The sequence below is a fragment of the Arthrobacter agilis genome (genome assembly GCF_030816075.1).
GTDB classification, from domain to species: domain Bacteria; phylum Actinomycetota; class Actinomycetes; order Actinomycetales; family Micrococcaceae; genus Arthrobacter_D; species Arthrobacter_D agilis_E.
Map to the genome: position 1 here is coordinate 2546047 of NZ_JAUSXO010000001.1, position 24280 is coordinate 2570326.

At 70.2% G+C, this 24280-nt stretch carries 23 protein-coding genes; 12 read left to right on the top strand and 11 right to left on the bottom strand.

The window, feature by feature from the left end; translation table 11 throughout:
• Positions 1 to 143: 143 nt before the first annotated feature.
• Entirely contained in the window at positions 144 to 848 is a 705-nt protein-coding gene (locus QFZ50_RS11855; protein WP_307084399.1) for an alpha/beta fold hydrolase, read from the bottom strand.
• 92 nt (positions 849 to 940) lie between these two features.
• Between QFZ50_RS11855 and QFZ50_RS11860 the strand changes: the two genes are divergently transcribed.
• The 4 genes from QFZ50_RS11860 (at position 941) to QFZ50_RS11875 (ending at position 4564) form a co-directional block, all read left to right on the top strand.
• On the top strand, positions 941 to 1411 hold the full coding sequence (locus tag QFZ50_RS11860; protein WP_307084400.1) for a Fur family transcriptional regulator: 471 nt from the start codon (positions 941 to 943) through the stop codon (positions 1409 to 1411).
• Between the two features lie 27 nt (positions 1412 to 1438).
• The gene (locus tag QFZ50_RS11865) at positions 1439 to 2926 is read left to right on the top strand and encodes a catalase (protein ID WP_307084401.1); all 1488 of its coding nucleotides are present in this window, start codon (positions 1439 to 1441) and stop codon (positions 2924 to 2926) included.
• Positions 2927 to 3094: 168 nt separating this feature from the next.
• Positions 3095 to 4105 carry an adenosine deaminase gene (locus QFZ50_RS11870; RefSeq protein ID WP_307084402.1) on the top strand — a complete coding sequence of 337 codons (1011 nt, stop codon included), beginning with the start codon at positions 3095 to 3097 and terminating at the stop codon, positions 4103 to 4105.
• A 132-nt stretch (positions 4106 to 4237) separates the two neighbouring features.
• Positions 4238 to 4564 carry a hypothetical protein gene (locus QFZ50_RS11875; protein ID WP_307084403.1) on the top strand — a complete coding sequence of 109 codons (327 nt, stop codon included), beginning with the start codon at positions 4238 to 4240 and terminating at the stop codon, positions 4562 to 4564.
• Between the two features lie 47 nt (positions 4565 to 4611).
• Here the strand turns inward: QFZ50_RS11875 and QFZ50_RS11880 are convergent, their stop codons facing one another.
• Positions 4612 to 5631 (bottom strand): SDR family oxidoreductase, encoded by a 1020-nt coding sequence (locus QFZ50_RS11880; protein ID WP_307084405.1) that lies wholly within the window; start codon positions 5629 to 5631, stop codon positions 4612 to 4614.
• Between the two features lie 156 nt (positions 5632 to 5787).
• Between QFZ50_RS11880 and QFZ50_RS11885 the strand changes: the two genes are divergently transcribed.
• Together QFZ50_RS11885 and QFZ50_RS11890 are read left to right on the top strand one after the other, a co-directional pair.
• Positions 5788 to 6426, top strand: coding sequence for a YitT family protein (locus QFZ50_RS11885; RefSeq protein ID WP_307084406.1), 639 nt, complete (start codon positions 5788 to 5790; stop codon positions 6424 to 6426).
• 68 nt (positions 6427 to 6494) lie between these two features.
• Positions 6495 to 7004 carry an NUDIX hydrolase gene (locus QFZ50_RS11890; protein ID WP_307084408.1) on the top strand — a complete coding sequence of 170 codons (510 nt, stop codon included), beginning with the start codon at positions 6495 to 6497 and terminating at the stop codon, positions 7002 to 7004.
• An 81-nt stretch (positions 7005 to 7085) separates the two neighbouring features.
• Here the strand turns inward: QFZ50_RS11890 and QFZ50_RS11895 are convergent, their stop codons facing one another.
• Positions 7086 to 7703 carry a 2-dehydro-3-deoxy-6-phosphogalactonate aldolase gene (locus QFZ50_RS11895; protein WP_307084410.1) on the bottom strand — a complete coding sequence of 206 codons (618 nt, stop codon included), beginning with the start codon at positions 7701 to 7703 and terminating at the stop codon, positions 7086 to 7088.
• An 8-nt stretch (positions 7704 to 7711) separates the two neighbouring features.
• The gene (locus QFZ50_RS11900; RefSeq protein ID WP_307084411.1) at positions 7712 to 8737 is read right to left on the bottom strand and encodes a 2-dehydro-3-deoxygalactonokinase; all 1026 of its coding nucleotides are present in this window, start codon (positions 8735 to 8737) and stop codon (positions 7712 to 7714) included.
• Positions 8738 to 8795: 58 nt separating this feature from the next.
• Between QFZ50_RS11900 and QFZ50_RS11905 the strand changes: the two genes are divergently transcribed.
• Positions 8796 to 9599, top strand: coding sequence for an IclR family transcriptional regulator (locus QFZ50_RS11905; RefSeq protein ID WP_307084413.1), 804 nt, complete (start codon positions 8796 to 8798; stop codon positions 9597 to 9599).
• 180 nt (positions 9600 to 9779) lie between these two features.
• On the opposite strand, the gene QFZ50_RS11910 is transcribed toward QFZ50_RS11905, so the two are convergent.
• Together QFZ50_RS11910 and QFZ50_RS11915 are read right to left on the bottom strand one after the other, a co-directional pair.
• On the bottom strand, positions 9780 to 12365 hold the full coding sequence (locus tag QFZ50_RS11910; RefSeq protein ID WP_307084416.1) for an MMPL/RND family transporter: 2586 nt from the start codon (positions 12363 to 12365) through the stop codon (positions 9780 to 9782).
• A gap of 45 nt (positions 12366 to 12410) precedes the next feature.
• A complete protein-coding gene (locus QFZ50_RS11915) occupies positions 12411 to 13073 on the bottom strand; it encodes a TetR/AcrR family transcriptional regulator (protein ID WP_307084418.1) in 663 nt (220 codons plus the stop codon).
• Between the two features lie 139 nt (positions 13074 to 13212).
• Between QFZ50_RS11915 and QFZ50_RS11920 the strand changes: the two genes are divergently transcribed.
• From QFZ50_RS11920 to QFZ50_RS11930, 3 genes are all read left to right on the top strand, one after another.
• Positions 13213 to 14187 carry an aldo/keto reductase gene (locus QFZ50_RS11920; RefSeq protein WP_307084420.1) on the top strand — a complete coding sequence of 325 codons (975 nt, stop codon included), beginning with the start codon at positions 13213 to 13215 and terminating at the stop codon, positions 14185 to 14187.
• Positions 14188 to 14262: 75 nt separating this feature from the next.
• On the top strand, positions 14263 to 14682 hold the full coding sequence (locus tag QFZ50_RS11925; RefSeq protein ID WP_307084422.1) for a hypothetical protein: 420 nt from the start codon (positions 14263 to 14265) through the stop codon (positions 14680 to 14682).
• A 67-nt stretch (positions 14683 to 14749) separates the two neighbouring features.
• The gene (locus tag QFZ50_RS11930; protein ID WP_307084424.1) at positions 14750 to 16534 is read left to right on the top strand and encodes an N-acetylglutaminylglutamine amidotransferase; all 1785 of its coding nucleotides are present in this window, start codon (positions 14750 to 14752) and stop codon (positions 16532 to 16534) included.
• Between the two features lie 12 nt (positions 16535 to 16546).
• Here the strand turns inward: QFZ50_RS11930 and QFZ50_RS11935 are convergent, their stop codons facing one another.
• Positions 16547 to 17293, bottom strand: a complete 747-nt coding sequence (locus tag QFZ50_RS11935; protein WP_307084425.1) for a GAF and ANTAR domain-containing protein — start codon at positions 17291 to 17293, stop codon at positions 16547 to 16549.
• 127 nt (positions 17294 to 17420) lie between these two features.
• Between QFZ50_RS11935 and QFZ50_RS11940 the strand changes: the two genes are divergently transcribed.
• A complete protein-coding gene (locus QFZ50_RS11940; protein WP_307084427.1) occupies positions 17421 to 18335 on the top strand; it encodes a cation diffusion facilitator family transporter in 915 nt (304 codons plus the stop codon).
• A 2-nt stretch (positions 18336 to 18337) separates the two neighbouring features.
• A complete protein-coding gene (locus QFZ50_RS11945; RefSeq protein WP_307086791.1) occupies positions 18338 to 18691 on the top strand; it encodes an ArsR/SmtB family transcription factor in 354 nt (117 codons plus the stop codon).
• Between the two features lie 43 nt (positions 18692 to 18734).
• Here the strand turns inward: QFZ50_RS11945 and QFZ50_RS11950 are convergent, their stop codons facing one another.
• From QFZ50_RS11950 to QFZ50_RS11965, 4 genes are all read right to left on the bottom strand, one after another.
• On the bottom strand, positions 18735 to 19166 hold the full coding sequence (locus QFZ50_RS11950; RefSeq protein WP_307084429.1) for a DUF779 domain-containing protein: 432 nt from the start codon (positions 19164 to 19166) through the stop codon (positions 18735 to 18737).
• A gap of 8 nt (positions 19167 to 19174) precedes the next feature.
• Positions 19175 to 20698 carry an acetaldehyde dehydrogenase ExaC gene (exaC, locus tag QFZ50_RS11955; RefSeq protein ID WP_307086793.1) on the bottom strand — a complete coding sequence of 508 codons (1524 nt, stop codon included), beginning with the start codon at positions 20696 to 20698 and terminating at the stop codon, positions 19175 to 19177.
• A 131-nt stretch (positions 20699 to 20829) separates the two neighbouring features.
• Entirely contained in the window at positions 20830 to 22767 is a 1938-nt protein-coding gene (locus QFZ50_RS11960) for a peptidoglycan DD-metalloendopeptidase family protein (protein WP_307084431.1), read from the bottom strand.
• A 131-nt stretch (positions 22768 to 22898) separates the two neighbouring features.
• The gene (locus tag QFZ50_RS11965; protein ID WP_307084433.1) at positions 22899 to 24251 is read right to left on the bottom strand and encodes a GAF domain-containing protein; all 1353 of its coding nucleotides are present in this window, start codon (positions 24249 to 24251) and stop codon (positions 22899 to 22901) included.
• Positions 24252 to 24280: the final 29 nt, after the last annotated feature.

Here is a 24280-nt window from a genome sequence, read left to right on the forward strand (position 1 = left end):
CTACCGTGAAAGTAATTCGCTCCGGCAACGAATTGGGGCGCCATCTGCCTCCCGGGAGCGCCTCGGCCTCCCGCCGCGGGCATCCTGTGCCGTGCGGATCCCGCCCTGCCCGCCCGGCCCGCCCTGGTGCGTCGGCGCCACCCTCAGGCGGGGTCGGTGTCCCCGGCTTCGATGGCCCGGTCGATCTCCTGCAGCACCCGGGAATCGGCGATGGGCCGGAAGTGGCCCATCGTCTCGAGCTGCACGTTCCGGGCGCCCTCGACGAAGCTGCCGCCGGGGATGTGGGGGTCGAACCGCCCGTAGATGGAGGTGATCCGGGTATTCAGGTCGAGGTTGGCCAGGAGCATCCGCAGCGTGCGGTCGTGCGGCGAGAAGGCCCGGATGCTCGGCAGGAAGAAGAAGTTGGCGTAGACGGATCCGGAGAACGGCGTGTTCACGGCCACGAGCCGGTTGATCCGCTGCGCCGTACTGGACATGGTCATGAGGAACTTGCCGACCAGGCCACCCTTGCTGTGGGCGACGATGACGACGTCCGTGAGGTCCTGCTCCTCGAGGTAGCCCGCGGCGAGCTGGGCCATGGCCTCCACGGTGCCCCGGTTGTAGCCGAGCTTCTGGACCACGTGGACCGGGTGGCCTGCCCGGTGCAGATGGTCCGCGACGGGCCGCATGAACTGCCAGGTCTCGTAGATCCCGGGGATGAGGAGCACGGGGGCCTTGCCCCCGGGAGCGCCGGGGGCGGGGGTCAGGTACTGCGCGGGGTCCACCCTGAAGAGGAAACCGTGCACCTGCCAGAAGCCGACGTACGCGTAGTCCAGCATCCAGGCCCGGCCCCGCTTGAAGAGATCCACCCTTTCCACGGTACCCACAGCACGCGGCGCGTGGGGCGCAAGTTAGTCCCGCCTTATTATGAGTTTCTCAGATTTACTGCTTGACTGACGCCATGATGCAGACCAGTGCGATGCCCGGGCCCCGGGAGGCCCGATGGTCCGCCACACTGCACGCGGCGGACCGGCGCGTGACGCGCCAACGCCTCGCCGTCCTGGCCGCCGTCGAGCAGGCGCCGCACGCCACGGCCGACGACGTCGCGGCCGCGGTCCGCGCCGACCTCCCGCACATCACCGTGCAGTCCGTCTACGTGATCCTCGCCGACCTCACCGACCTCGGCCTGCTGCGCCGCATCGAGACGCCACACTCCCCTGCCCGCTACGAGACGCGTGTGGGCGACAACCACCACCACGCCGTGTGCACCGGGTGCGGCCGGATCGAGGACGTCGACTGCGCCGTGGGGCACGCGCCCTGCCTGACCCCCGAGTGGTCGCCCGGCGCCTCCCGCATGACCATCCAGATCGCGGAGGTCCTCTACCAGGGCCTCTGCGACGACTGCCGCCCGGCAGCCCCCAGCCACCACTGATCCCCAACCCCTAGGAATAGGAGCACTATGTCCGCGAACTTCAGCACCACGCAGTCCGGCGCCCCCGTCATCGATGACAGCAACTCGTCGGCCCTCGGCCGCGACGGCGCCATCCCGCTGACCGACCACTACCTCATCGAGAAGCTCGCACAGTTCAACCGCGAGCGCGTCCCCGAGCGCGTGGTCCATGCCAAGGGCGGCGGAGCGTTCGGCGTCTTCGAGACCACCGAGGACGTCAGCATGTACACCCGTGCCGCGCTCTTCCAGAAGGGCACGACGACGGAGACCCTCCTCCGCTTCTCCTCCGTGGCGGGCGAGCAGGGCTCCCCCGACACGTGGCGCGATCCCCGCGGTTTCGCCCTCAAGTTCTACACCTCCGAGGGCAACTACGACCTCGTGGGCAACAACACCCCGGTGTTCTTCATCCGCGACGGCATCAAGTTCCCCGACTTCATCCACTCGCAGAAGCGCCTGCCCGGCACCAATCTGCGCGACGCCGACATGCAGTGGGACTTCTGGACCCTCAGCCCCGAGTCCGCCCACCAGGTGACCTGGCTGATGGGCGACCGCGGCCTGCCGAACTCGTGGCGCACCATGAACGGCTACGGCTCGCACACCTACATGTGGATCAACGAGTCCAACGAGAAGTTCTGGGTCAAGTACCACTTCAAGTCCAACCAGGGCCACGAGGTGCTGACGGTCGACGAGGCCGAGGCACTGGCCGGTTCCGATGCCGACCATCACCTGCGCGACCTCTCGGAGAACATCGCGAAGGGCAACCACCCGAGCTGGGACCTCAAGGTCCAGATCATGCCCTACGACGATGCCAAGACCTACCGTTTCAACCCGTTCGACCTCACGAAGGTCTGGCCGCAGGGCGATTACCCCCTGATCCCGGTCGGCAAGCTCACGCTGAACCGCAACCCGGAGAACTACTTCGCGCAGATCGAGCAGGCCACGTTCGCTCCGTCGAACTTCGTGCCCGGCATCGCCGCGAGCCCCGACCGCATGCTGCAGGCCCGCATCTTCTCCTACGCGGACGCGCACCGCTACCGTGTGGGCACCAACCACGCGCAGCTGCCCGTGAACATGCCGAAGAACGAGGTGCGCAACTACTCGAAGGACGGTGCGGCCCGCTACTACTTCAATACGGCGTCGACGCCCGTCTACGCCCCGAACTCCGTGGGCGGCCCCGCAGCTGATCCCGCGCAGTACGGTGAGCACGGCGGCTGGGAGAACGACGGCGACCTCGTGCGTGCGGCCCACTCGCTGCACGCCGAGGACGACGATTTCGGCCAGGCCGGGACGCTGTACCGCGAGGTGTTCGACGACGCGCAGCGTGCACGTTTCCTTGAGACGATCACGGGCGCCGTGGGCGGTGTGCAGAGCGACGAGATCCGTGCGCGTGCCGTCCAGTACTGGGCGAACGTGGACGCCGAGCTCGGCGCGAAGCTGGCGGCGAACCTCGGGCACGGCGTCACGCCGGCCACGGAGTCGGAGGCCGCCCTCTACTAGGGGCTCCTGCGACTGACGGAGAAGGGCGGATCCGAACGGGTCCGCCCTTCTCCATGTCCCCCACTGCGCTGCCGGCGGCAGGGATGCGCTCCTGCCCGCGGCGCCCACCCGGCGCGCCGGGCACTCCGGCGGGTGACCATCGGCACCCGTCCCTCCTAGGCTGGGACGATGCCGCCACTTCCCTGCGCCGAACTGCACCTCCACATCGAAGGGACCCTCGAGCCGGAGCTCATCTTCGCGCTCGCCGACCGCAACGGGATCCGCCTGCCCTACGCCGACGCAGCGGACCTGGCCGCCCGCTATGCGTTCACGGATCTGCAGTCCTTCCTCGACCTCTACTACGCCAACATGGACGTGCTGCGCACCGAGGCGGACTTCACCGACATGACACGGGCGTATCTCCGGCGGGCCGCTACGGCCGGTGTGCGGCACGCGGAGATCATGCTGGATCCGCAGGCGCACCTCGCCCGCGGTGTGGCCCTCGAGACATGTGTCGACGGCGTGGCTGCGGCCCTGGCCACGAGCGAGGCCGACCACGGCATCAGCTCGTCGCTGATCGCCGCCTTCCTGCGCGACCGCCCCGCAACGGAGGCGCTCGGGGTCCTGCAGGACCTCATCGCGATGCAGGCCCCGATCGTCGGGATCGGTTTGGACTCGGCCGAGGTGGGGTACCCGCCGTCCCTCTTCGCGGAGGTGTACGACGTCGCACGCGCCGCGGGCCTGAAGTGCATCGCGCATGCGGGCGAGGAGGGCCCGCCCGGCTACGTGTGGGAGGCCCTCGACGTCCTGCGGGTGGACCGGCTGGACCACGGTATCCGCTGCCTCGAGGACGATGCGCTCGTGGAGCGGCTCGTCGCCGACGGCGTACCGCTGACGGTCTGCCCGCTCTCGAACGTCCGCCTCCGCGCCGTCCCGTCGATCGGTGACCACCCGCTGCCGGCGATGCTCGCCCGGGGCCTGAACGTCTCCGTCAATTCCGATGATCCCGCCTACTTCGGCGGCTACGTGGACGACAACCTGGCAGCTCTCGTCGGGGCGTTCGATCTCAGCATCGACGACCAGGCGCTGCTCGCCGCGAACTCGGTGCGGTCGGCCTTCCTCGACGGGAACCGGCGGGCGGTGCTGCTTGCGGAGGTCGAGGCCTGGCGGGTCGCCGGGCACTCCCAGCGAGCCGTGTAGCCGGAGCGCGCCGGCAGTGGGAGACTGCAGACAGGAGCGGCGGCCGGGCGCCGACGAACGGAGGCCACCATCGACGACGCGACCGTCCGGCACGATTTCACCATCCTTTCGGACGCGGGGATCCTGGAGGTCGTGTGGCGGCCCGACATCGGGGTCGGCCCGGCCGAACTCGACGTCCTCGCGAACACGATCACGCACTTCCCCGGCTGGCACAGCGCGCCGGTGCTCGTGCACCTCAACCTGATCCGGCACATCACTCCGCCCGCGCGGCACCTGCTCATCGCCTACCGCCATCGCGGACCGATCGCCCTGACCGGACGCGACCCCGTGGATCGGGTGCTCGCCGCCTTCATCGCGCAGTCCCGCAGCCGGACACGCTACTTCGTGGACACCGGAGAAGCCCGGGGCTGGCTGTCCTCCGTGCTGCACGGCGCGGACAGCACGGTGCCGAGCGCCTAGGTGCGCCGTCCGGGACCGGCGGCTGATGGCCGGCATCGTTCGCCCTCCTACTCCCGGCGTCGACCGCCGGCTCGCGACACGACCGTGCCGACGGCGGCCGCGACGAGGACCGTGGTCAGCACCGGATGCTTCTCGGCCTTGAGGTAGTAGCTCCGGCCGCGGACCCATCCCTCGTGGGTCCCGCGCTCGTGCAGCCCGTAACCGGCCCGGTGGAGGGCACTGTCGCCGGTGCGCCTCGACGGCCGGTCCGCGTGCTGGGAACGGTACATGTGCCGTTCCATGATGCGGTCCATGAGCCGCGGGGCTAGCGCGGCGGCCACGACTCCGATCTTCACCTGCGAACCGATGAACAGGTCGCGGGTGGGATGCGCGGCGGCGTGCAGGATGGCCTCGGCCACGGCCTCGGGCGGGTAGATCATGCCCCGGTGCGCGGGCTGCTGGTCGAGATAGCTCTGCGCGTGCTCGTTGTAGGGGGTGTCGATGCGCCCCGGATGCAGCAGCGTCACGCTCACCGGTACGCCCTGTGCCTCCATCTCCATCCGCAGCGCGTCCGTCCAGCCGTGCACGGCGTGCTTGGCGCTGGCGTAGGTGGACTGCACCGGGGTGGCGCGGTCCCCGAAGACGCTGCCCACGTTGACGATCGCCCCGGAGGAGCCGGTCCTGCCCTTGAACTGGGCCACGGCCTCACGGCAGCCGTAGACGACACCCCAGTAGTTGGTGTCGACCATGCGGTGCATGTCCTCGATCGACACCTCGTCGACGGACCCGAAGATGGACACCGCCGCATTGTTGACCCAGGTGTCGAAACCCCCGAAGGCCTGCCGTGCGGCGTCCGCGATGCGGCCGACGTCCTCCTGCCGCCCGACGTCGGCCACCACATGGTGCGCGCGCCCTCCGGCTGCGCGGAGCTCCTCCTCCAGCGTGCGGAGCGCGTCCGCGTTCCGGGCGGCGAGCACGACGGCGGCTCCGCGCTGCACCGCCATCCTGGCGGTGACGAGCCCGATCCCGCTCGACGCCCCGGTGATGACGACAACTTGCTCCGTGAGGGGTTTGAGTACCTTTGCCATAGGTCCACCCTGCTCCGTGCCGCAGGTACCCCACAACGGATTACCGGGCGCAACACGGTGCCTTCCAGGCCTTTACCGCACCGGTATCCTGTGCGTTCCCCCACATCCACGGGGACCCGCGCGTCCCGCCTCGTGCGCCGGTGATAGCTTGCCGCCATGGACACCACAGCGCCCCGCCCCGACCCCGAGGGAGAGGACGGCATCGTCCGCCACTCCGTACTGGAGGACATCCTGGGGATCGTCACGGGCACTTTCACGGTGTCCCTCGGCCTGTTCCTGCTGAAGGCCAGCGGTGCCGTCACCGGCGGGACGGCGGGCCTCGCCCTGCTCCTGAGCTACGCGGGCGGCCTGCCCTTCGGCGTGCTGTTCTTCGCCGTCAACGTACCGTTCTTCGCCCTGGCGGTCTGGAAGAAGGGCTGGAACTTCACGCTCCGCACCATCGCCGCCGTCGCGCTCGTCTCGGGGCTGTCCAACCTCCACCCGCTGGCACTCGGGAACCTGACCCTCGACCCGCTCTACGCGGCGCTCGGCGGGAACCTGCTCGCCGGCGTCGGGCTCCTGATCCTGTTCCGGCACAAGGCGAGCCTCGGCGGCTTCAACATCCTCGCCCTCCTCCTGCAGGAGCGCCTGGGCTGGCGGGCGGGCTACGTACAGATGGTGCTCGACACGACCGTCGTCGTCGCCGCCCTCGCCGTCGTCCCGCCCGGGAACGTCCTGCTGTCCGCGGTCGGGGCCGTGCTGCTGAACCTCGTGCTGGCGCTCAACCACCGGCCCGGGCGCTACCTCGGCGCGTGACCGCGCCGGCACGGCACCACGGGCACGGCACGGCACGGCACGGCACGGCACGGAGCTACGGTGGAGCGATGAGCGACGGAGCAGCGGCCCCGGTGACTGACGGAGCGCCCGGAGTGACGGGCAGTGGCGGTCCCGTGCCGTCCCGCGTCCGGGCGGCGGCCTACGTCCTGCGGGGACGGGGCCCGGACCGGGAGGTCCTGGTCTTCGACCACGTCCACCACCCCGACGCCGGGACGCAGGTGCCCGGCGGCGGCGTCGACGCCGGCGAGACGCTCGATGCCGCCGCCCGGCGCGAGGTCCTCGAGGAGACCGGGCTCGTCATCACCGGCCCCCTGGTGGGGGTCGGCGTCGCGCAGCTTCCGGCGGGTGCGACCGGTGCCGGCACGGTCACGGTCTTTTTCGCGGCCGAGACCGACGACCCGCGGTCGTCCTGGGACCACAGGGTCACCGGAGCCGCCGGGCTGCCCAGCCCCGGTTCGGACGCGGGGCTCCTCCTCCGGTGCTACTTCGTCCCCCTGTCCCGGGCGCAGAGCGCCGGGGACAACCATCACTTCAGCTACGCCCACCTGCTGCGCTGAAGCCGCCCGATCCCTGTTCCGGGTCCTGCCGGGCCGCGGCCTCCCGTGGATGGGTCGCCTGTCGGATGACCGGGCAGTGGTTCACGCGGCCAGGTGTGCGTTCCACGCGTCCACGAGGGACGCCGCCCGCGCGGAGACCTCCTCGGCGGATCGGCCCGGTGTGTACAGCCAGGAGCCGATGCCCGCTCCCCCGGCTCCGGCCTGCAACCAGGGCGTGAGCGTCCGGTCGTCGATGCCGCCGACGGGCAGCAGTTGCGTGCCGGCGGGAAGGACCGAGGACCACGCCTTCATCCCGGCGATCCCGACGGTCTCCGAGGGGAAGATCTTCAGGGCTGTCGCGCCGGCGCCGAGCGCGGCGAAGGCCTCGGTGGGCGTGGCGACGCCGGGGTAGCTGAGCAGGCCCCGGGACACCGCGGCTGCGATGACATCCGTATCGGCATTGGGGGACACGATCAGCTCGCCGGCGGCCGCGGCGACGTCGGCCACCTGTGCACGGGTGAGTACGGTGCCGGCACCGACGCGGGCGTCCTGCGGCAGGTCCTCCCGCAGCAGGCGGATGGACTCGAGCGGATCGGGGGAATTGAGCGGGACCTCGAGGATACGCACACCGGCGCTGTAGAGGGCGCGTCCGATCGCGGGTGCCTCGCTGGGGGTGAGCCCCCGCAGGATGGCGATGAGTCCGGTGGGCGTGGAAGACATGGGGATCCTTAGGCGGAGGGGATGGAGGGAGCGGGAAGGGCAGGGGGCAGGAGGCCCCAGGCCCGGGCGACGGCACGCAGCCCGTCGAGGGCGGTGTCCTCGAGCAACGGCGCGGTCACGCCCTGGGTGGACAGGGCCCGCTGGTACAGACCGCCCAGCGGACCATCGGCGCACAGGGCCAGCGGGGCTTCGGCGGCCAGGGCCGCCGGGAGCATGGCGGCCGTCTCGTCCCCGATCAGCAGGCCGGACAGGTAGGAGGAGATGCCGGTGGGTGCCAGTTCGCCGGACAGGTAGCGGGTACGCGCGCTGAACAGGCGCGCGGCGAACGGCTGGGCGGGGTGGGACAGTGCGTGCGCAACGCCGGCGTCGAACGCTTCGAGGTCTGTCCGTGGCGGGCCCGCCACGTCACCGGCGTCGGCGCGTCGGGCAGGGTCGCCGAGGATCGTGGCGTCCAGCAACGCCGCGTGCAGTTCGCCGGTCATGACGGTGGTGAAGTCCACGATGTCGCCGTCGGCCACGCGGAGCCACTTGGTATGGGTCCCCGGGAGTACGAGGGTCACGTCGACCGGATCGCCCAGGCGGGCGAGGGCCCCGAGGACCTGGGTCTCCTCGCCGCGGATGACATCGCACGAGCCCGTCGCATCCGGGGTGGCCCTCAGCCCGGGAACGATGCCGACCGCCGGTGAGGCAGCCGGCACCATGGTCGGCTCGAGGGCGCCGGCTGTTGCCGGGATCGGGAGATCGAGCCGCCCGGCCGTCGTCCAGCCGCCGTCGGCACCGACCATACCGCAGGCCAGCGCACGTACGCCGGGCGCTCCCAGCGTGTCGGACAGCGCTGCCAGTGTCCGGGCGAACGCGTCGGCAGGCGGCAGCTGCGAGGCCGCCGCACGCTCGCCGACAGCACGCAGGCCGTCGCGGGAGGTCGTGGTCGACAGGACGGCACCGTCGCGATCGAGCGCCCAGGCACGAAGTGAGGACGTACCCCAGTCGAGCGCCACCAGGGCGGGTTGTCCGGGAGGAGTAGAGGAGCGCATGCACCGAACCTAGGATCCGCGTCCCACACTGTTCAACCTAAACCCATATAGTGGGACGATGAACGCGACATCGACGACGGGTGACGCTCCGAAGGGTGCCCAGACGCTGCTGAACGGTCTGGCGCTCGTCCGCCTCGTCGCGGAGGGCACGAAGGATGCGCAGGGACTCCAGGTCGCCACGGGACTGCCGCGCAGTACCGTGCATCGCCTCCTCCAGGCCTTGAGGAGCGAGGGCTACCTGCGGGACACTCCCGCGGGCCTGGGCCTGGGCTCCACCCTGATCGAGCTCGGTTTCGGCGCTCTCCTCTCCAACCCGTTGACCACTGTCGCGGGTCCCCATCTGGACGACCTGGCGGGCCAGGTGCTCGACACCGTGCACCTGGCGGTCCGGGAGGACGGGTCGGTGCTCTACCTGATGAAGATCCCGGGTCAGCGGGGCGCGGAGATGCGCTCACGCGTCGGGCTTCGCATGCCGCTGACGCGCACGGGAATCGGCAAGGCGCTGTTGCTCGACGACGATGCCGCCGGCTGGGCGAAACGCTGGCGCGCGGAGACGCCGGTGGACGCAACCGCGGCCTCGCCCGCGGCCCGCAAGGCGGGCATCAGGGCGGAGGAGGAGTTCGTCACGCGCATGAACCACTACCGCAAGGGCGGTTACTCGTACGACATGGAGGAGAACGAGCCGGGGATCCGCTGCGTGGCGGCTCCGATCCGCGACGGCTCGGGATCCATCGTGGGCGCCATCAGCGTCTCGGCGACGGCTCCCTACCTGCCCGCGGAGCGCATGCGCGAGCTCGTCCTGCCGGTGCAGCACATCGCGACGGCCATCTCGGGGGAAATGGGGTACAGAACGGCGCGGTGACCCCAGCGGGTGGCCCTCCCGCTTCGGCTGCGTCCAGCTCCGCGCGACGACGACAGCACGGGCCTGTGGGTCCGGGGCCGGGACACCGTCACGGCCGACCGGACCGGCCGGGGCGGCGTCCCGGCCGGTCCGGACCAGAGCGGACGAGGTTGGCTCGGACCAGAGCGCACCGGGACCGGGCTAGACGCGCACGGACTCCTTCTCCTCTTCGTCGCGGTCGGAGCGCTCGTCGTGCGTGGCGCGCTCGTCGCGCTGGAGCTTCGCGCCCTCGACATCGACGTCCGGGAGGATCCGCCCGAGCCAGGCGGGCAGCCACCAGGCGTGCCGGCCCAGCAGGTACATGGTCGCCGGGACCAGGGTCATGCGGACCACGAAGGCGTCCAGCAGCACGCCGAACGCGAGCCCGAAACCGATGGGCCGCACCATGGCCAGGTGGGAGAACACGAAGCCCGCGAACACCGAGACCATGATGATCGCGGCGGCCGTGACCACGCGTGCGCCGTGGCTGAAGCCGATCCGGACCGCGGCCTTCGGATCGTCGCCGTGGACGTAGGCCTCCCGCATCCCGGAGACCAGGAACATCTGATAGTCCATCGCGAGGCCGAAGAGCACACCGATCAGGATGATCGGCAGGAAGCTCAGGATGGGACCGGGGTTCGTGATCCCGAAGAAATCACCCAGCCAGCCCCACTGGTAGATGGCCACCGTCGCCCCGAAGCTCGCCAGCAGCGAGAGCAGGAATCCGGCCGTGGCGATGATGGGCACGAGGATGGAGCGGAACACCAGCAGGAGCAGGATCAGCGACAGGCCCACGACGATGCCGAGGTAGAGCGGCAGCGCCTCCATGAGCTTGGCGGACACGTCGATATTGGCCGCCGTCTGGCCGGTGACGGCGATGGCGACGCCCGTCCGGTCCTCGACGTCATCGGTGGCTGCGCGGAGGTCCCGTACGAGATTCTCGGTGGTCTCGCTGGCCGGGCCCTCCTCGGGGATGACCTGGAAGATCGCCGTCCGGCCGTTCTCGCTCACGGTGGCGGGGACGGAGGCGGCGACGTCCGGCATCTCGCGCAGCAGGTCGTTGACGTCGAGTTGCAACGCCGTGAGTTCCGCCTCGTCCGCCGTCTCCGGCAGGGACCCGACGACGATCAGCGGGCCGTTGGTCCCGGCGCCGAACTTGTCACCGATGGTGCTGTAGGCCTGGAAGGCGGTCGAATCGGCGGGCTCGGTCCCACCGTCGGGCAGTCCCACGCGCAGCTGCGCCGCCGGGATGGCGATGACCCCGAGCAGGATCACGCCCGCGAGGACCGTCAGGACCGGCTTCCGGGTGGCGAAGCCGCCCCAGCCGGCACCCCTCGCCGCACGCTCGTCCGCCAGGGATGCCCCGCTCTCGGTGTCGAGCGGTGCGGCCGCGGAGTGCTTGTGCCCACGGGTCTTCGCCCAGCGGCGCTTGGAGATGACCCGCCGCCCCATGATGGCGAGCAGGGCCGGAGTGAGGGTCAGGGCCACGAGCACGGACACCGCGACGGTGCCGGCGGCGGAGAGGCCCATGACGGTCAGGAACGGCAGACCGGGCACCGCGAGCGCGGCGAGCGCCACGATCACGGTGATGCCGGCGAAGAGGACGGCGTTGCCGGCGGTGCCGGTGGCCCGGGCGATCGACTCCTGCATCTCCATGCCACGCAGGAGCTGGGTGCGGTGCCGGTTCACGATGAACAGCGAATAGTCGATGCCGACGGCGAGGCCGAGCATCAGGGCGAGGACCGGCGAGATGCTGTTCATCTCGATGAGGCCCGACAGGGCGAACGTGATGCCCACGCCCACGCCGACACCGACGATGGCCATGAGGAGAGGGAGCCCGGCGGCGATCAGGGTGCCGAGCATCAGGATGAGTACGATGGCGGCGACGGCGAGGCCGATGGCCTCCGTGGCGCCGACGATGCCGGAGACGTCCTCGACGATCTCCTTGCTGTAGTCCACGGTCACGCCGGCGGACTCGGCCGCGGCGGCCTCCTCCTGCACGGACTCGCGCAGCTCCGGTGAGACGCCGTTGATCTGCTGCTCGAACTGGACGCTGGCCACAGCGGTGGTGCCGTCCTCGGACAGCAGGCGCACGCCGGAGCCGGCGTCGAGCTGCCGCTGCGCGAGGTCCAGTTCGGTGCTGCCCGTCTCGAACTCCTCACGCCCCGACTCGAGCTCGGTCCGGCTGGCGTCGAGCCGGGCCTGGCCCTGCTGGAGCTGCTGCTCCGTGGCCGCTGCCTGCGCCGGGGGGAGCTGGGCGCGGGCCTGGTCGAACTGTGCGCGCTGTGCGTCGAGTTGGGCCTGGCCCTGTTCGAGCTGCTGCTCGCCGGCGGTCAGCTGCTGTTCGCTGGCCTCCAACTGGGCGCGCCCGGCCTCGAGCTCGGAAGCTCCGGCCGCCACCTGGTCGGCGACGTCGAACGGATCGACGACACCCCGCACGCCGTCGAGCCCGGCGATCGCGGCGAGCGCGGACTGGACGCCGTCGCGCTGCTCGGCCGAGAAGGCGGCGCCGTCGTCGGTCGTGAACACCACGGTGCCCGTGCCGCCCACGGCCTCGGGCAGTTCCTGCCGCAGCTGGTCCGAGATGCGCTGCGACTCGGTGCCGGGGATGGTGAAGTTATTGGTCAGGGTGCCGGAGAAGGCGACGGCGGCGCCGCCGACGGCGAGCATGATCGCCAGCCATGCGGAGACGACCCACCACCGCCGCCGGAAGGCGAACGAACCGAGTCGGTAGAGCAGAAAAGCCATTGGGGGTTCCTAGCGGGGAGAAGACGGACGAAGGGCTGGGAGGGATCAGGCGCCCGAGGGCGGGACGCCGTCGGGTCCGGCCGCGGGATCGGAGAAACCGTCACGCAGCATGGTCAGTGCCGAGAGGATGCGCTCTTCGAGCTGCCGCCCGGAGTCGGGAGCGGATTCGGGGGTGTTCGCCGCCCAGTTCCGCATCGCCGCCTTGGTGCAGGAGAGCACGCTGCCGACGAGGGCGGTGAGATAGAGATCGGATGCCTCGGCACCCAGGCGGCTGCGCAGTCCCCCGACGATCCGGACCTCCGCCCGCTCCCAGGAGTGCAGCTGCGCCCGCAGGAGATCGGGGTTGGCGCTCGCCATGCGGAACAGTGCGCCGTGCTGGGACAGGCCCTCCATCCGTGTGGTCTCGGTGAACGCCCGGACGATGGAATCGAACAGCGGTTCGTCCTGGGGCATCCGGCCGAAGACCTCGAGGGCCAGTTCGAGGAACCCGTCGGTGCGGACCGTCAGGGCGTCCTCGGCGCTGTGGAAGTAGTTGAAGAACGTGCGGCGTGAGACACCGGCCTGCACCGCGATCTGGTCCACGGTGAACGACCCGGGTCCCACGGACAGGGCGAGTTCGAAGGCGGCGTCCGCGATGGCACGTCGCGTGTCGATCTTGTTCTGCTCGCGGCGGCCCACGGGCTCCGCATTCTCGGTCGTCTCAAGCACTGTTCCAGCGTAGGCGAAAAATTGCACACCGTGCAACGAAAGTCATGGCGGGCTCCGCCTGCCACGCATCCCCGGCGCGGCGTACTCTGGCCGGGGCACGACTCCCCTCCGCGCGTCCCCCTCGATGAAAGGCGTCTCCATGAAGACCATCTCCCTCGGTTCCGGTCTCGAGGTGTCCCGGCTCGGCCTCGGCTGCATGGGCATGTCGGCGTTCTACACCGGCAGCGGACAGGACGACGCCGGGTCGATCGCCACCCTCCACCGCGCACTCGACCTCGGGGTCACCTTCTTCGACACCGCGGAGATGTACGGGCCGTACACCAACGAGGAACTGCTTGGCCGGGCCTTCCGGGGCAGGCGCGACGACGTCGTGCTGGCCACGAAGTTCGGCACCATCCGCCACACGGCGGGCGACGCCGGAGGGCTCGACGGGAGCCCCGAGAATGTGCGCCTCTCCGTCGAGGGATCGCTGAGGCGGTTGGGAACCGATCACATCGACCTCTACTACCAGCACCGCATGGACCCGTCGGTGCCCGTCGAGGACACCATGGGCGCCCTGGCGCAGCTCGTGCAGGAGGGCAAGATCCGCCATATCGGCCTGTCCGAGGCGGCACCCGGGACGATCCGCAGGGCACACGCCGTCCACCCCGTGACGGCGCTGCAGACCGAGTACTCGCTGTGGAGCAGGGACCCGGAGCAGGAGATCCTGCCGCTCGTGCGTGAACTCGGCATCGGTTTCGTCCCCTACTCCCCCCTCGGGCGGGGTTTCCTGACGGGCACCATCCGCTCGGTCGACCAGCTCGACGAGACCGACTTCCGCCGCAACAATCCGCGCTTCGCGGGGGACAACCTGCAGGCCAACATCCGGATCGTGGAACAGGTGGACGACGTCGCGCGGCAGCTCGATGCCACGCCGGGCCAGGTCGCGCTCGCGTGGCTGCTCGCGCAGGGCGACGACATAGCCCCGATCCCCGGGACGAAGCAGGTCCGGTACCTCGAGGAGAACGTCGCTGCGGACGCCCTCGTGCTCACCGAGGAGCACCTCGCCCGGCTCGACGCCGTCGCCGCTCCGGCGGGCGACCGCTACGCGGACATGTCGGGCGTCGACCGCTAGGCGGGGCGTCGGCGGCCCGGGCGCAATCGGAAAGTTTACGCCCGGCGTCGATGGACCCGGTGATAGACAATAAGCATGCTTCGTAAATCCTCCGGGGTCCGCCACGACCCGCTGCGCAGTTCGGGCGGACTCCATGAGGCCAATCGTCTCCAGCGGGGAGTGGCCGAGTTCCTCCGAGAGACCTCGAACCAGAGGTGCTCCCGGCTCTTCATCGGAGCGACTGCCGTCCCCTGCGTCGCCCCAGGCCTCTCCCACCAACAGCCCGCACCGCTCCACGGTGCGGGCTGTTGGCTTTGCTCCGCGCTGCCCGCGGTGATCCAGCAGGCCGAGATCCCGCCGCTCCGCGACGCCCTCGCCGAACTCCGACGGGTCATGCACCGGCACGGACACGACACCGGGCGCATCGCCCTGGTGATGGACCTCATGTCGGAGGCGACGGCGCAGCTGGTGCCGAAACCGTCCGACGAACCGGAGGCCGCGCACCCCAGGAGGTAGGGACGCGGGCCGATACACCAGGAGTTCCCCGGAGAGGCGGAACCCATGATCAACAGGAGGACAGGACATGTGCGGAATCGCCGGGGAGATCGCCTTCAGGGGCACCCGAGCCGAGCAGGAACCGGTGGCGCGGATGACCGCGTCCATGGAGGCGCGGGGGCCCGACGGGCACGGGAGCTGGACCAACGGGTGGGTGGCCCTCGGCCACCGGCGGCTGACCGTCATCGACCTCAGCGACGCCGGCGCCCAGCCGATGCACGACCCCGCCTCCGGGCTGACCATCGTGTTCAACGGCTGCATCTACAACTACCCCGAGCTCAGGGCCGAACTGGGCGGTGACGCCGTGTTCTCCTCCACGAGCGACACGGAGGTCATCCTGCGCGCCTACGGCCGCTGGGGCGAGGACTTCGTGGACCACCTCGTCGGCATGTTCGCCGTCGCGATCGTGGACGAACCCCGGCAGCGCGTCGTCCTGGCCCGTGACCGGCTCGGCATCAAGCCCCTCTACGTCGCGGACCTTCCCGGCCGGGTCCGCTTCGCCTCCACGCTCCCCGCCCTGGTGGCCGGCGGCGGTATCGACACCTCGATCGACGACGTGAGCCTCCACCACTACCTCAGCTGGCACTCGATCGTCCCCGCGCCCCGGACCATCCTGCGGGGCGTGCGGAAGCTGCCGCCCGCTACCGTGCGGGTCATCGATGCCGACGGCGGGCAGCGGGACCGCGTGTACTGGAAGCCCGACTACGTCCGCGACCCGGACAGGTCCGACTGGACCGCCGGCGACTGGCAGGAAGCCCTCCACGACGCGCTGACCACCGCCGTCCGCAGGCGCCTCGTCTCGGACGTCCCGGTCGGCGTGCTGCTCTCGGGCGGCGTCGACTCGAGCCTGATCGTCGCGCTGCTCGCCGAGCTCGGGCAGGAAGGGCTCAGTACCTTCAGCATCGGGTTCGACGGCGCGGGCGGCGAGGAGGGTGACGAGTTCCGGTACTCGGACCTCATCGCCGAGAAGTACGGCACCCGGCATCACCGGATCCACATCGCCGGCAGCGAACTGGTGCCCGCCATCGAGGACACCATCGGCGCGATGACCGAACCCATGGGTACGCAGGACGTCACCGGGTTCTACCTGCTGTCCAAGACCGTCTCCGAACACATCAAGGTGGTGCAGTCCGGCCAGGGCGCCGACGAGGTGTTCGCGGGGTACGCCTACCATCAGCCCGCCGGGACCGTTCCGCGCGACGCGGCCCTGGACGCCTTCACGGGGGCGTTCGTGGACCGGAGCCACGAGGACATCGCCGAGGTCGTCGAACCCGAGTGGCTGGTGCCCACGGACGTGAGCCGGGCTCTGCTGGCGGCCCATCTGGGGGCCCCGGGTGCCCAGACGGCGCTCGACGCGGTCCTGCGCCTCGACACGCACATGCTGCTGGTGGACGACCCGGTGAAGCGCGTGGACAGCATGACCATGGCGTGGGGCCTGGAAGCCCGCGTCCCCTTCCTCGACCAGGACCTCGTCCGCCTGGCGGCACAGTGCCCGCCCGAGTTGAAGGCGACGCAGGGCGGCAAGGGCATCCTGAAGGACATCGCACGGAAGATCATCCCGGCCGAGGTGATCGACCGGCCCAAGGGCTACTTCCCGGTCCCGCCGGTCAAGTACCTCGCCGAACCGCTGCTCACGACGGTGCGCGACGCCCTCCGGGCCCCGGAGGCGAAGGATCGCGGGCTGTTCCGTGCGGAGTACGTGGACCGGCTGCTCGACGACCCGAACGTCCACTACAGTCCCGGCGGCAACAACATGCTGTGGCAGCTCGGCGTGCTGGAACTCTGGCTGCAGCAGCACGGCATCACAGGGTGACGTGCGGGCCCCTCAGGTCCGCCCGCGGTTCCGCACCGGGAGGCTGCCCGTGGTGGCCAGTTCCTCGGCGACCGTCAGGAGCTTCACGTTCGAGGTCGTGGACACCTGGACCAGCATGATGAACGCCTGGCCGGCCGTCATGCCGTACCTCTCCATGAGGATGCCCTTGGCCTGGCCGATCAGGTCCCGGGTGGCGATGGCGTCCTTGAACTGATGGAGCTTCTGTGCGTCGGCGAAGGCGACGGCGGCGTGGGACGCGACCAGCGAACCGACGTAGTCGGACTCCTCCGTGAAGGCGTGGGCCGAGCGCCCCACGAGGTTCATCGCCCCCAGGTTGTCCCCCTCGACGAACAGCTGGAAGCAGAGCATGCTGCCGGCGCCGGCTTCCGTCGCTTTCGCGGAGAACCTCGGCCAGCGTTGCTCGGTCCGCAGGTCCGGCACGGTCACGGTCTGCTCCTCGTAGACCGCGCTCATGCACGGCCCTTCCCTCGTGCGTTCCTGGAGTTCGTCGAGGGTACGGACGAGGTTCCCGGACGGAGCCCGGGACTGCACCCGGTGGCGTCCGGTGACCAGGGTGATCGAGGCCTCGTCGGCGCCCGGCACCAGAGTGACAGCAGCCCGGACCAGCTGTTCGAGGACTGCGTCCTCGGAGTTCTCACGCTGGAGGGACCGCGCCAGGTCGCTCAGCCTGAGGGCGATATCGTCCCGTGGGGCGACCCAGTTGTCGTCGTCCAGGTCGCGCCTGTCCTTCATGGCCATGGGTGCCCTCCTGCCTCACACGGCACGGCGCTCGAGGGTGACGAGCCGTCCGGTCGGTCAGAGACCGCCACCGTACCAGTGACCCGGTTCAGCACCTAAGGTTCACGCAACGCTGTACTATCGAGGCATGGGTTCCCATCACCACGCACCAGCGAGCGCGGCCGGACGCGGTCCGCTGACCGGCGCCCTCGCCATCACGCTCGCCGTCTTCGTGCTCCAGATCATCGGTGCACTGTGGACGGGCAGCCTCGCCCTGCTCTTCGACTCCGTGCACGTCCTGACCGACGCCACGGGCCTGGCCATGGCGCTCGGTGCGGCGACCCTCTCGGTCCGGCCCGCCACCCCGCGCCGCTCCTGGGGGTTCCGGCGGGCGGAGGTGATCGCCGCCCTGCTGCAGGCGGCCTTCCTGCTGGCCGTCGGAGCGTATGTGCTCATCGAGGGCGTGAGGCGCCTGATCAGCCCGGAGGACGTCGCCGCTCCCGAGATGATCGTCTTCGGGGCGATCGGCCTCGCCGGCAACCTCGCCGCCCTCGCCCTCCTCTCCCGGCACCGCTCCGCGACCTTCAATCTGAGGGCCGCCTTCCTGGAGGTGCTCAACGACGCACTGGGTTCCGTCGCGGTGATCGTCGCCGCCGTCGTCATCACGCTGACGGGCTGGATGCGGGCCGACGCCGTCGTGGCCCTGTTCATCGGCGCCCTGATCATCCCGCGGACCCTCAAGCTGCTGCGGGAGACCATCGACGTGCTGCTCGAGTCCACCCCCGCCGGCATCGACCTCGAGGAGGTGCGGACCCACATCGCACGGCTCCCGCAGGTGCGGGATGTGCACGACCTCCACATCACGCAGATCGCCACGGGACTGCCGGTGCTCACAGCGCATATCGTCGTCGACGACGGCTGCTACCGCGACGGGTCCGCCCACGCCGTCCTCGACCAGCTCCAGGAATGCGTGGCCGAGCACTTCGCCGTCAGCATCGACCACTGCACATTCCAGATCGAACCCCTGGGCCACGTCCCCCACGAGACGGAGCTGAGCCACTGATGCTGCAGACCCTGACGTCGACGTCCGTGCTGCAGCGCGTGGGTACCGCGCTGTCCGACCCGACGCGCGTGCGCATCCTGGTGGCGCTGCGGGATGCGCCCGCATACCCCAGCGATCTGGCCGGGCTGCTCGGCGTGAGCCGGCAGAGCCTGTCCAACCACCTCTCCTGCCTGCGTGGCTGCGGCCTCGTGGTGTCGGTGCCCGAGGGCCGGCGCTCCCGCTACGAGCTCGTGGACCCGAAGCTCGGCCATGCACTGACCGATCTCCTCGGTATCGTCCTCGCGGTCGATCCCGGGCACCCTGTGCACACCGGGCCGCCCGATCCGGCCGGGAACAGCATCGTCGGGCAGTCATGACGGAAGGGGCCGGCGCCTGCGCGCCGACCCCTTCCGGTACCACCTAGCCCATGAGGCGGGAGCGGATGAGGAACCTCTTCCCCTCCGGAGCCTCCACTGAGAAGCCACTCCCCCGTCCTGGCACCACGTCGACGGTCAGGTGCGTGTGGCGCCAGTACTCGAACTGCTCCCGCGACATCCAGAAGTCGATGAGCCGCGGTTCGTCGGCCGCCTCACCGGGCGTGACCGCACCTGTGCGTCCTGCCGCACCGGGCGAGATGTCGAGGACACCGAGCAGCACGTCCGCCTCGGCGGTGATGAACTCGCCCGCCGGGTAGCACATGGGCGACGAGCCGTCACAGCACCCTCCGGACTGGTGGAACATCAGCGGCCCGTGGATCAGCCACAGCTTGTCCAGCAGTTCGACGGCGCTGTCGGTGAGCGCCACCCGGGAGAAGGTCTCCCCCGGGATGGTCACCGAGGCTTCGACGGTCATGGCTCCTCCTAGAAGAATCCGAGCTTGGATTCCGAGTAGCTGACCAGCAGGTTCTTGGTCTGCTGGTAGTGATCGAGCATCATCGCGTGGTTCTCGCGGCCGATGCCCGAGGACTTGTATCCTCCGAACGCGGCTCCCGCGGGGTAGGCGTGGTAGTTGTTCACCCACACCCGTCCCGCCTGGATGTCCCGCCCGGCGCGGTAGGCGATGTTCCCGTTCCGCGACCAGACGCCGGCACCGAGACCGTAGAGGGTGTCGTTGGCGATCTCGAGGGCCTCGGCGTAGTCGTTGAACCGGGTGACCGACACGACCGGACCGAAGATCTCCTCCTGGAAGACCCGCATGTTGTTGGTGCCCTCGAACACGGTGGGCTTCACGTAGTAGCCCTCGGCGAGATCGCCGTCGAGGAGGTTGCGCTCGCCGCCGATGAGGACCTTCGCACCCTCCTGGCGGCCGATGTCCATGTAGGAGAGGATCTTCTCGAGCTGGTCGTTGGAGGCCTGGGCGCCGACCTGCGTGTCCGTGTCCAGCGGGTTGCCCTGCACCATCTTGTCCACGCGGGCGATCGCGTCCGCCATGAACGAGTCGTAGATGGAGCCCTGCACGAGAGCGCGCGATGGGCACGTGCAGACCTCGCCCTGGTTCAGCGCGAACAGCGCGAAGCCCTCGAGGGCCTTGTCGTAGTACGAGTCGTTGCTCTCGGCGACGTCGGAGAAGAAGATGTTCGGGCTCTTGCCGCCGAGCTCGAGCGTGACCGGGATCAGGTTCTGGCTCGCGTACTGGCTGATCAGGCGGCCCGTGGTCGTCTCACCGGTGAACGCGATCTTCCGGATGCGCTTGCTGGAGGCCAGCGGCTTGCCCGCCTCCACCCCGAAGCCGTTCACGACGTTCACGACGCCCGCGGGAAGGATGTCGCTGATCAGTTCCATGAGCACGAGGATGGACGACGGCGTCTGCTCGGCGGGCTTCAGCACGACGGCGTTGCCTGCGGCGATGGCGGGCGCGAGCTTCCACGTGGCCATGAGGATGGGGAAGTTCCACGGGATGATCTGCCCGACGACGCCGAGCGGCTCGTGGTAATGGTAGGCCGTCATGTCCTCGTCGAGCTGGGACAGGTGGCCCTCCTGGGCCCGGATGGCGCTGGCGAAGTACCGGAAATGGTCGACCGCGAGGGGCAGGTCCGCAGCGAGCGTCTCCCGCACGGGCTTCCCGTTGTCCCAGGTCTCGGCGACCGCGAGCATCTCGAGGTTCTCCTCCATGCGGTCGGCGATCCGGTTGAGGACCATGGCCCGCTCCGCTGCGGAGGTCTTGCCCCAGGCGGGTGCAGCCTTGTGGGCCGCGTCGAGCGCCAGCTCGATGTCTTCGGCAGTGCCGCGGGCCACCTCGCAGAAGGGCTTGCCCGTCACCGGGGAGATGTTCTCGAAGTACTGGCCCTTGATGGGTGGAGCCCACTCGCCGCCGATCCAGTTCTCATACCTCGGCTTGAAACTGACCTTCGATCCGTCCTGGCCAGGCTGGGCATAAACAGTCATCATCCAACTCCTTGAACTCCGGTGTGCAGGACGTCGTCGTCCCTGGTGCACAGCCTAGGAGGCGGAAGGTTGCATCAACGTTGCATGCTCGGCGGACCCCGCAGGGTGCCCGGCCCCGGCAGGACCCGGGGCTAACCCCGGTCGCCGGCCGGAGCCACCGCTGCCACGACCGGCGCTGCCGGTGCAGGCGTGGCCGGCCCTCCCTGGCCCGGGACGGCGGCGGGAGCGGCACCGGTGTCCGGTTCAGGCGTACCCGGCTCGTCGCACGACGGGTCGGTGGCATCGGCGTCCTCGCCCGGGGCGGCCTCCCCAGCCGCTGCAGGGTCGACACCAGGGGTGGGGGCAGTACTCGGCGCGGGCTCCGTGCCCGACTCCGGAGTGGTGCCCGGGGTGGCTTCTCCTGCCGGGGGCGTCGACGGATCGGTGTCACACGACGGCTCGGGGTCAGTGCCCGCCGCAGGAGGCGTCGTGCCCGGAGGGGTCGGTGCAGGAGTACCCGGCGTCGTCGGCGCAGGAGTACCCGGCTCCGGCGCTACAGGCGTGCCCGGGTCCGGCGTCGTGCCCGGAGTGGTCGGTGCAGGCGTACCCGGCGTCGTGCTCGGAGGGGTCGGTGCAGGCGTGCCCGGGTCCGGCGTCGTGCCCGGTGTCGTCGGTGCAGGCGTACCCGGCGTCGTCGGTGCAGGCGTACCCGGCTCCGGCGTTGCAGGCGTGCCCGGGTCCGGCGTCGTACCGGCAGGCTGCGTCGCTCCCGGCGTCCCTGACCCCGGGGCTGACTCGGCAGGAGACGTCGTTCCGCTCGGGTCGGTAGCTCCCGAAGCCGTCTCGTCCGGAGTCGTCTTGTCCGGGGTCTTCCCACCCGGAGTCGTCTTGCCCGGCGTCGTTACATCCGGAGTCGCCTTGTCCGGGGTCTTCCCACCCGGAGTCGCCTTGTCCGGGGTCTTTCCATCCGGAGTTTTCCCACCCGGAGTCGTCTTGTCCGGGGTCTTTCCACCCGGAGTCGTCTTGCCCGGCGTTGTTACATCCGGGGTCTTCGCATCGGTCTTCCCAGGGGTGCTCGGAACCGGAGCAGCGTCACCACGGCCAGGCCGCGTTCCAGCAGGCGCCGTGGGCTCGGCGCGGTCCTGGGTCGAGGCGGCGCCGGCACTTCCGGCGACACCGGAGGTCACGGGCAGCGCCTCCGCTACCGGACCCGGCTGATCGGAACGGGTGGAGGACTGCGCCCAGACCGGGATGTCCGCAGCGCCGTCACCCCCGGGCGAGAAGTCCTGCAGCTCGCCCTTCCGGGCCGTGTGCTGCGAGGCGACGAACCTCCAGCGCAGCGGGTTGACGTGTTCGCCGTTCAGGATCGTCTCGAAGTGCAGGTGGCAGCCGGTCGAGGCGCCCGTGGTGCCGACCTCCGCGAGCGCATCACCACCCTTGACGGTGTCGCCGGCCCTGACCGAGATGCCGCGGAGGTGGTTGTAGCTCGTGATGAGGCCGTTGCCGTGGTCCACCTCCACGCGGTTGCCACCGCCCCACGGGTGCCAGCCCACGGCACGCACCGTTCCGGCGTCGGCGGCGTAGACCGGGGTACCGCAGGGCGCCGAGTAGTCCTGGCCCGTGTGGAACTCGCCGGATTCTCCAGTGATGGGGCTCGTGCGGGACCCGAACGGGGAGCTCGGGGTGAGCCCTTCGAGTGGCGCGAAGAGGCCTCCGGCCGGCGGGCGGGCGGAGACGCCCGTCGCGGACACGGCGGGGCTCACAGCAGCGGAACCGGCCTTCTTCGCCGCGGCGCCGGTGCTGGGGGTGCGAGGATCGAGCGGGTCGAGGGCGTCCGACTCCCCCAGGGGCAGGAGCAACGAGGAACCGACCACGCCCGTGGGCCGGATGCCGTCCGCCGTGGCCTGGCCGGAGCCCGCTACGCCCTGCGGGGACGACGCGGCAGCGGCATCCCATGACTGCGGGACGACGCCCTGGAAGCCGACGAAGCACACGACCATCGCCAGGCTCGCGTTCATCTTCGTGCGCGCGGTACGGGCACTCCGTGTCCGCACCCTTGCCGTACCCGGGTGCTGAGCAGCCTGCGTCACGAAAATCCCCTTGAAGTTGCCATGCGGACGGTGCGTTCGACCGACGGTCTTTCCAGCCCGTCGGATACCCTGCCACCGGGGACAACGTTAGCCCGATCACAGGGCTGATTGCGACTGATCATTGCGATTCGCTAACGAAATTTCGGAGAACTTGTGAGTAACGACGGCGGGACCCCTAGTTCCGCCTCGAGCCACTCCGTGTGGGCGACGACGACAGCTCGCCGCGGTGAGCGTCGGGGCAGGATCCGCAGCGCCAGCTGCCATGCCTCGACGTCGTACTCCGCCTCCGTGAGCGCGAGATAGTCCAGGACCGTCTCGGGGGCGCCGTCGGTGAGGACGGCGTCGCGCAGCAGCGTGGAGACCTCGCTGCGGAGGCGGGTGATGGCGGGGGCCTGCGATCGGGGGAGGACGGGTCCCCGGTAGATCGCGAGCGCCATGCGGTGCGCTCCCCTGTGCAGGTAGTTCAGCACCTGGACGGCGTCGACGACCAGCTCGCCCGGCAGGCGGTAGGGCCGGGACTGCGGGACGATCGCCCTGCCGTGCTCGGCCAGGACCTTGCGCAGCCGCAGCATCTCTGCCCGGACGGTGGTTCCGGAGGCGTCCTCCGGGTAGGCCATCGTGGCGAGCTGATCGGCGGTGAGGCCCTCGGGGTGCAGGGCCAGCAGGGTCAGCAGTTCCGCGTGGCGGAGGCTGAGCTCCAGCGAGGCTCCCCCGGCATGCACCACGCCGTGGTCCGTTCCCAGGACCTGCAGGCTGTTCCGGTAGAGGGCGGCCGGCACGCGCGCCGGCCGGATGCGCTTCGTCCTCGGAAGGCGGCCCTGGAGCCGGTGGATGCTCAGCTGCGCCTCCGCTGCGGCGACCGTCGCCTCCACGAGGGACAGTGTGTGGGTGCCGACGGCGTCCGCGGTGCCGGTGATGTCGATGACACCGAGGACCGTCCCGGAATCCGGATCATGCAGGGGTACCGCGGTGCAGCTCCACGGATGCACCTGCGGGCTGAAATGCTCCGCCCCCGCGATCTGCACGCTGCGATCGAGGGCCAGGGCCGTACCCGGCGCACTCGTCCCGACGGTCGCCTCCGACCAGTCGGCTCCGGGTACGAACAGCATCCCCTCTGCCCGGCGGCGCAGTTCGCGGTCACCATCGACCCAGAGGAGTGTGCCGTTCTCGTCGCCGACGGCCACGAGCATCCCGGCTTCCAGGCTCGGCTGGACGAGCAGCCGGTCGATCACGGGCATGATCGCTGCGAGAGGGTGGCCCTGACGGTAGGCCTCGAGTTCCTCTTCCGAACAGAAGAGCCGGGCTCGCGCCGTGGACGGGCTCGGGAGGAAGGTCAGGGACCTGAGCCAGGACTCCCGCACCATTCCCCGGAGCTTGCCCTCGACGCTCACGCCCTGGTCCAGGGCTTCGTGAGCGGACAGCGCCCGCTGCTGCAGGGCGACGGAGGACAGCTCCGCTACAGGGATGGAACGGGACGACGACATCGGCACTCCGCTTCGTGACCTGTCCCAGG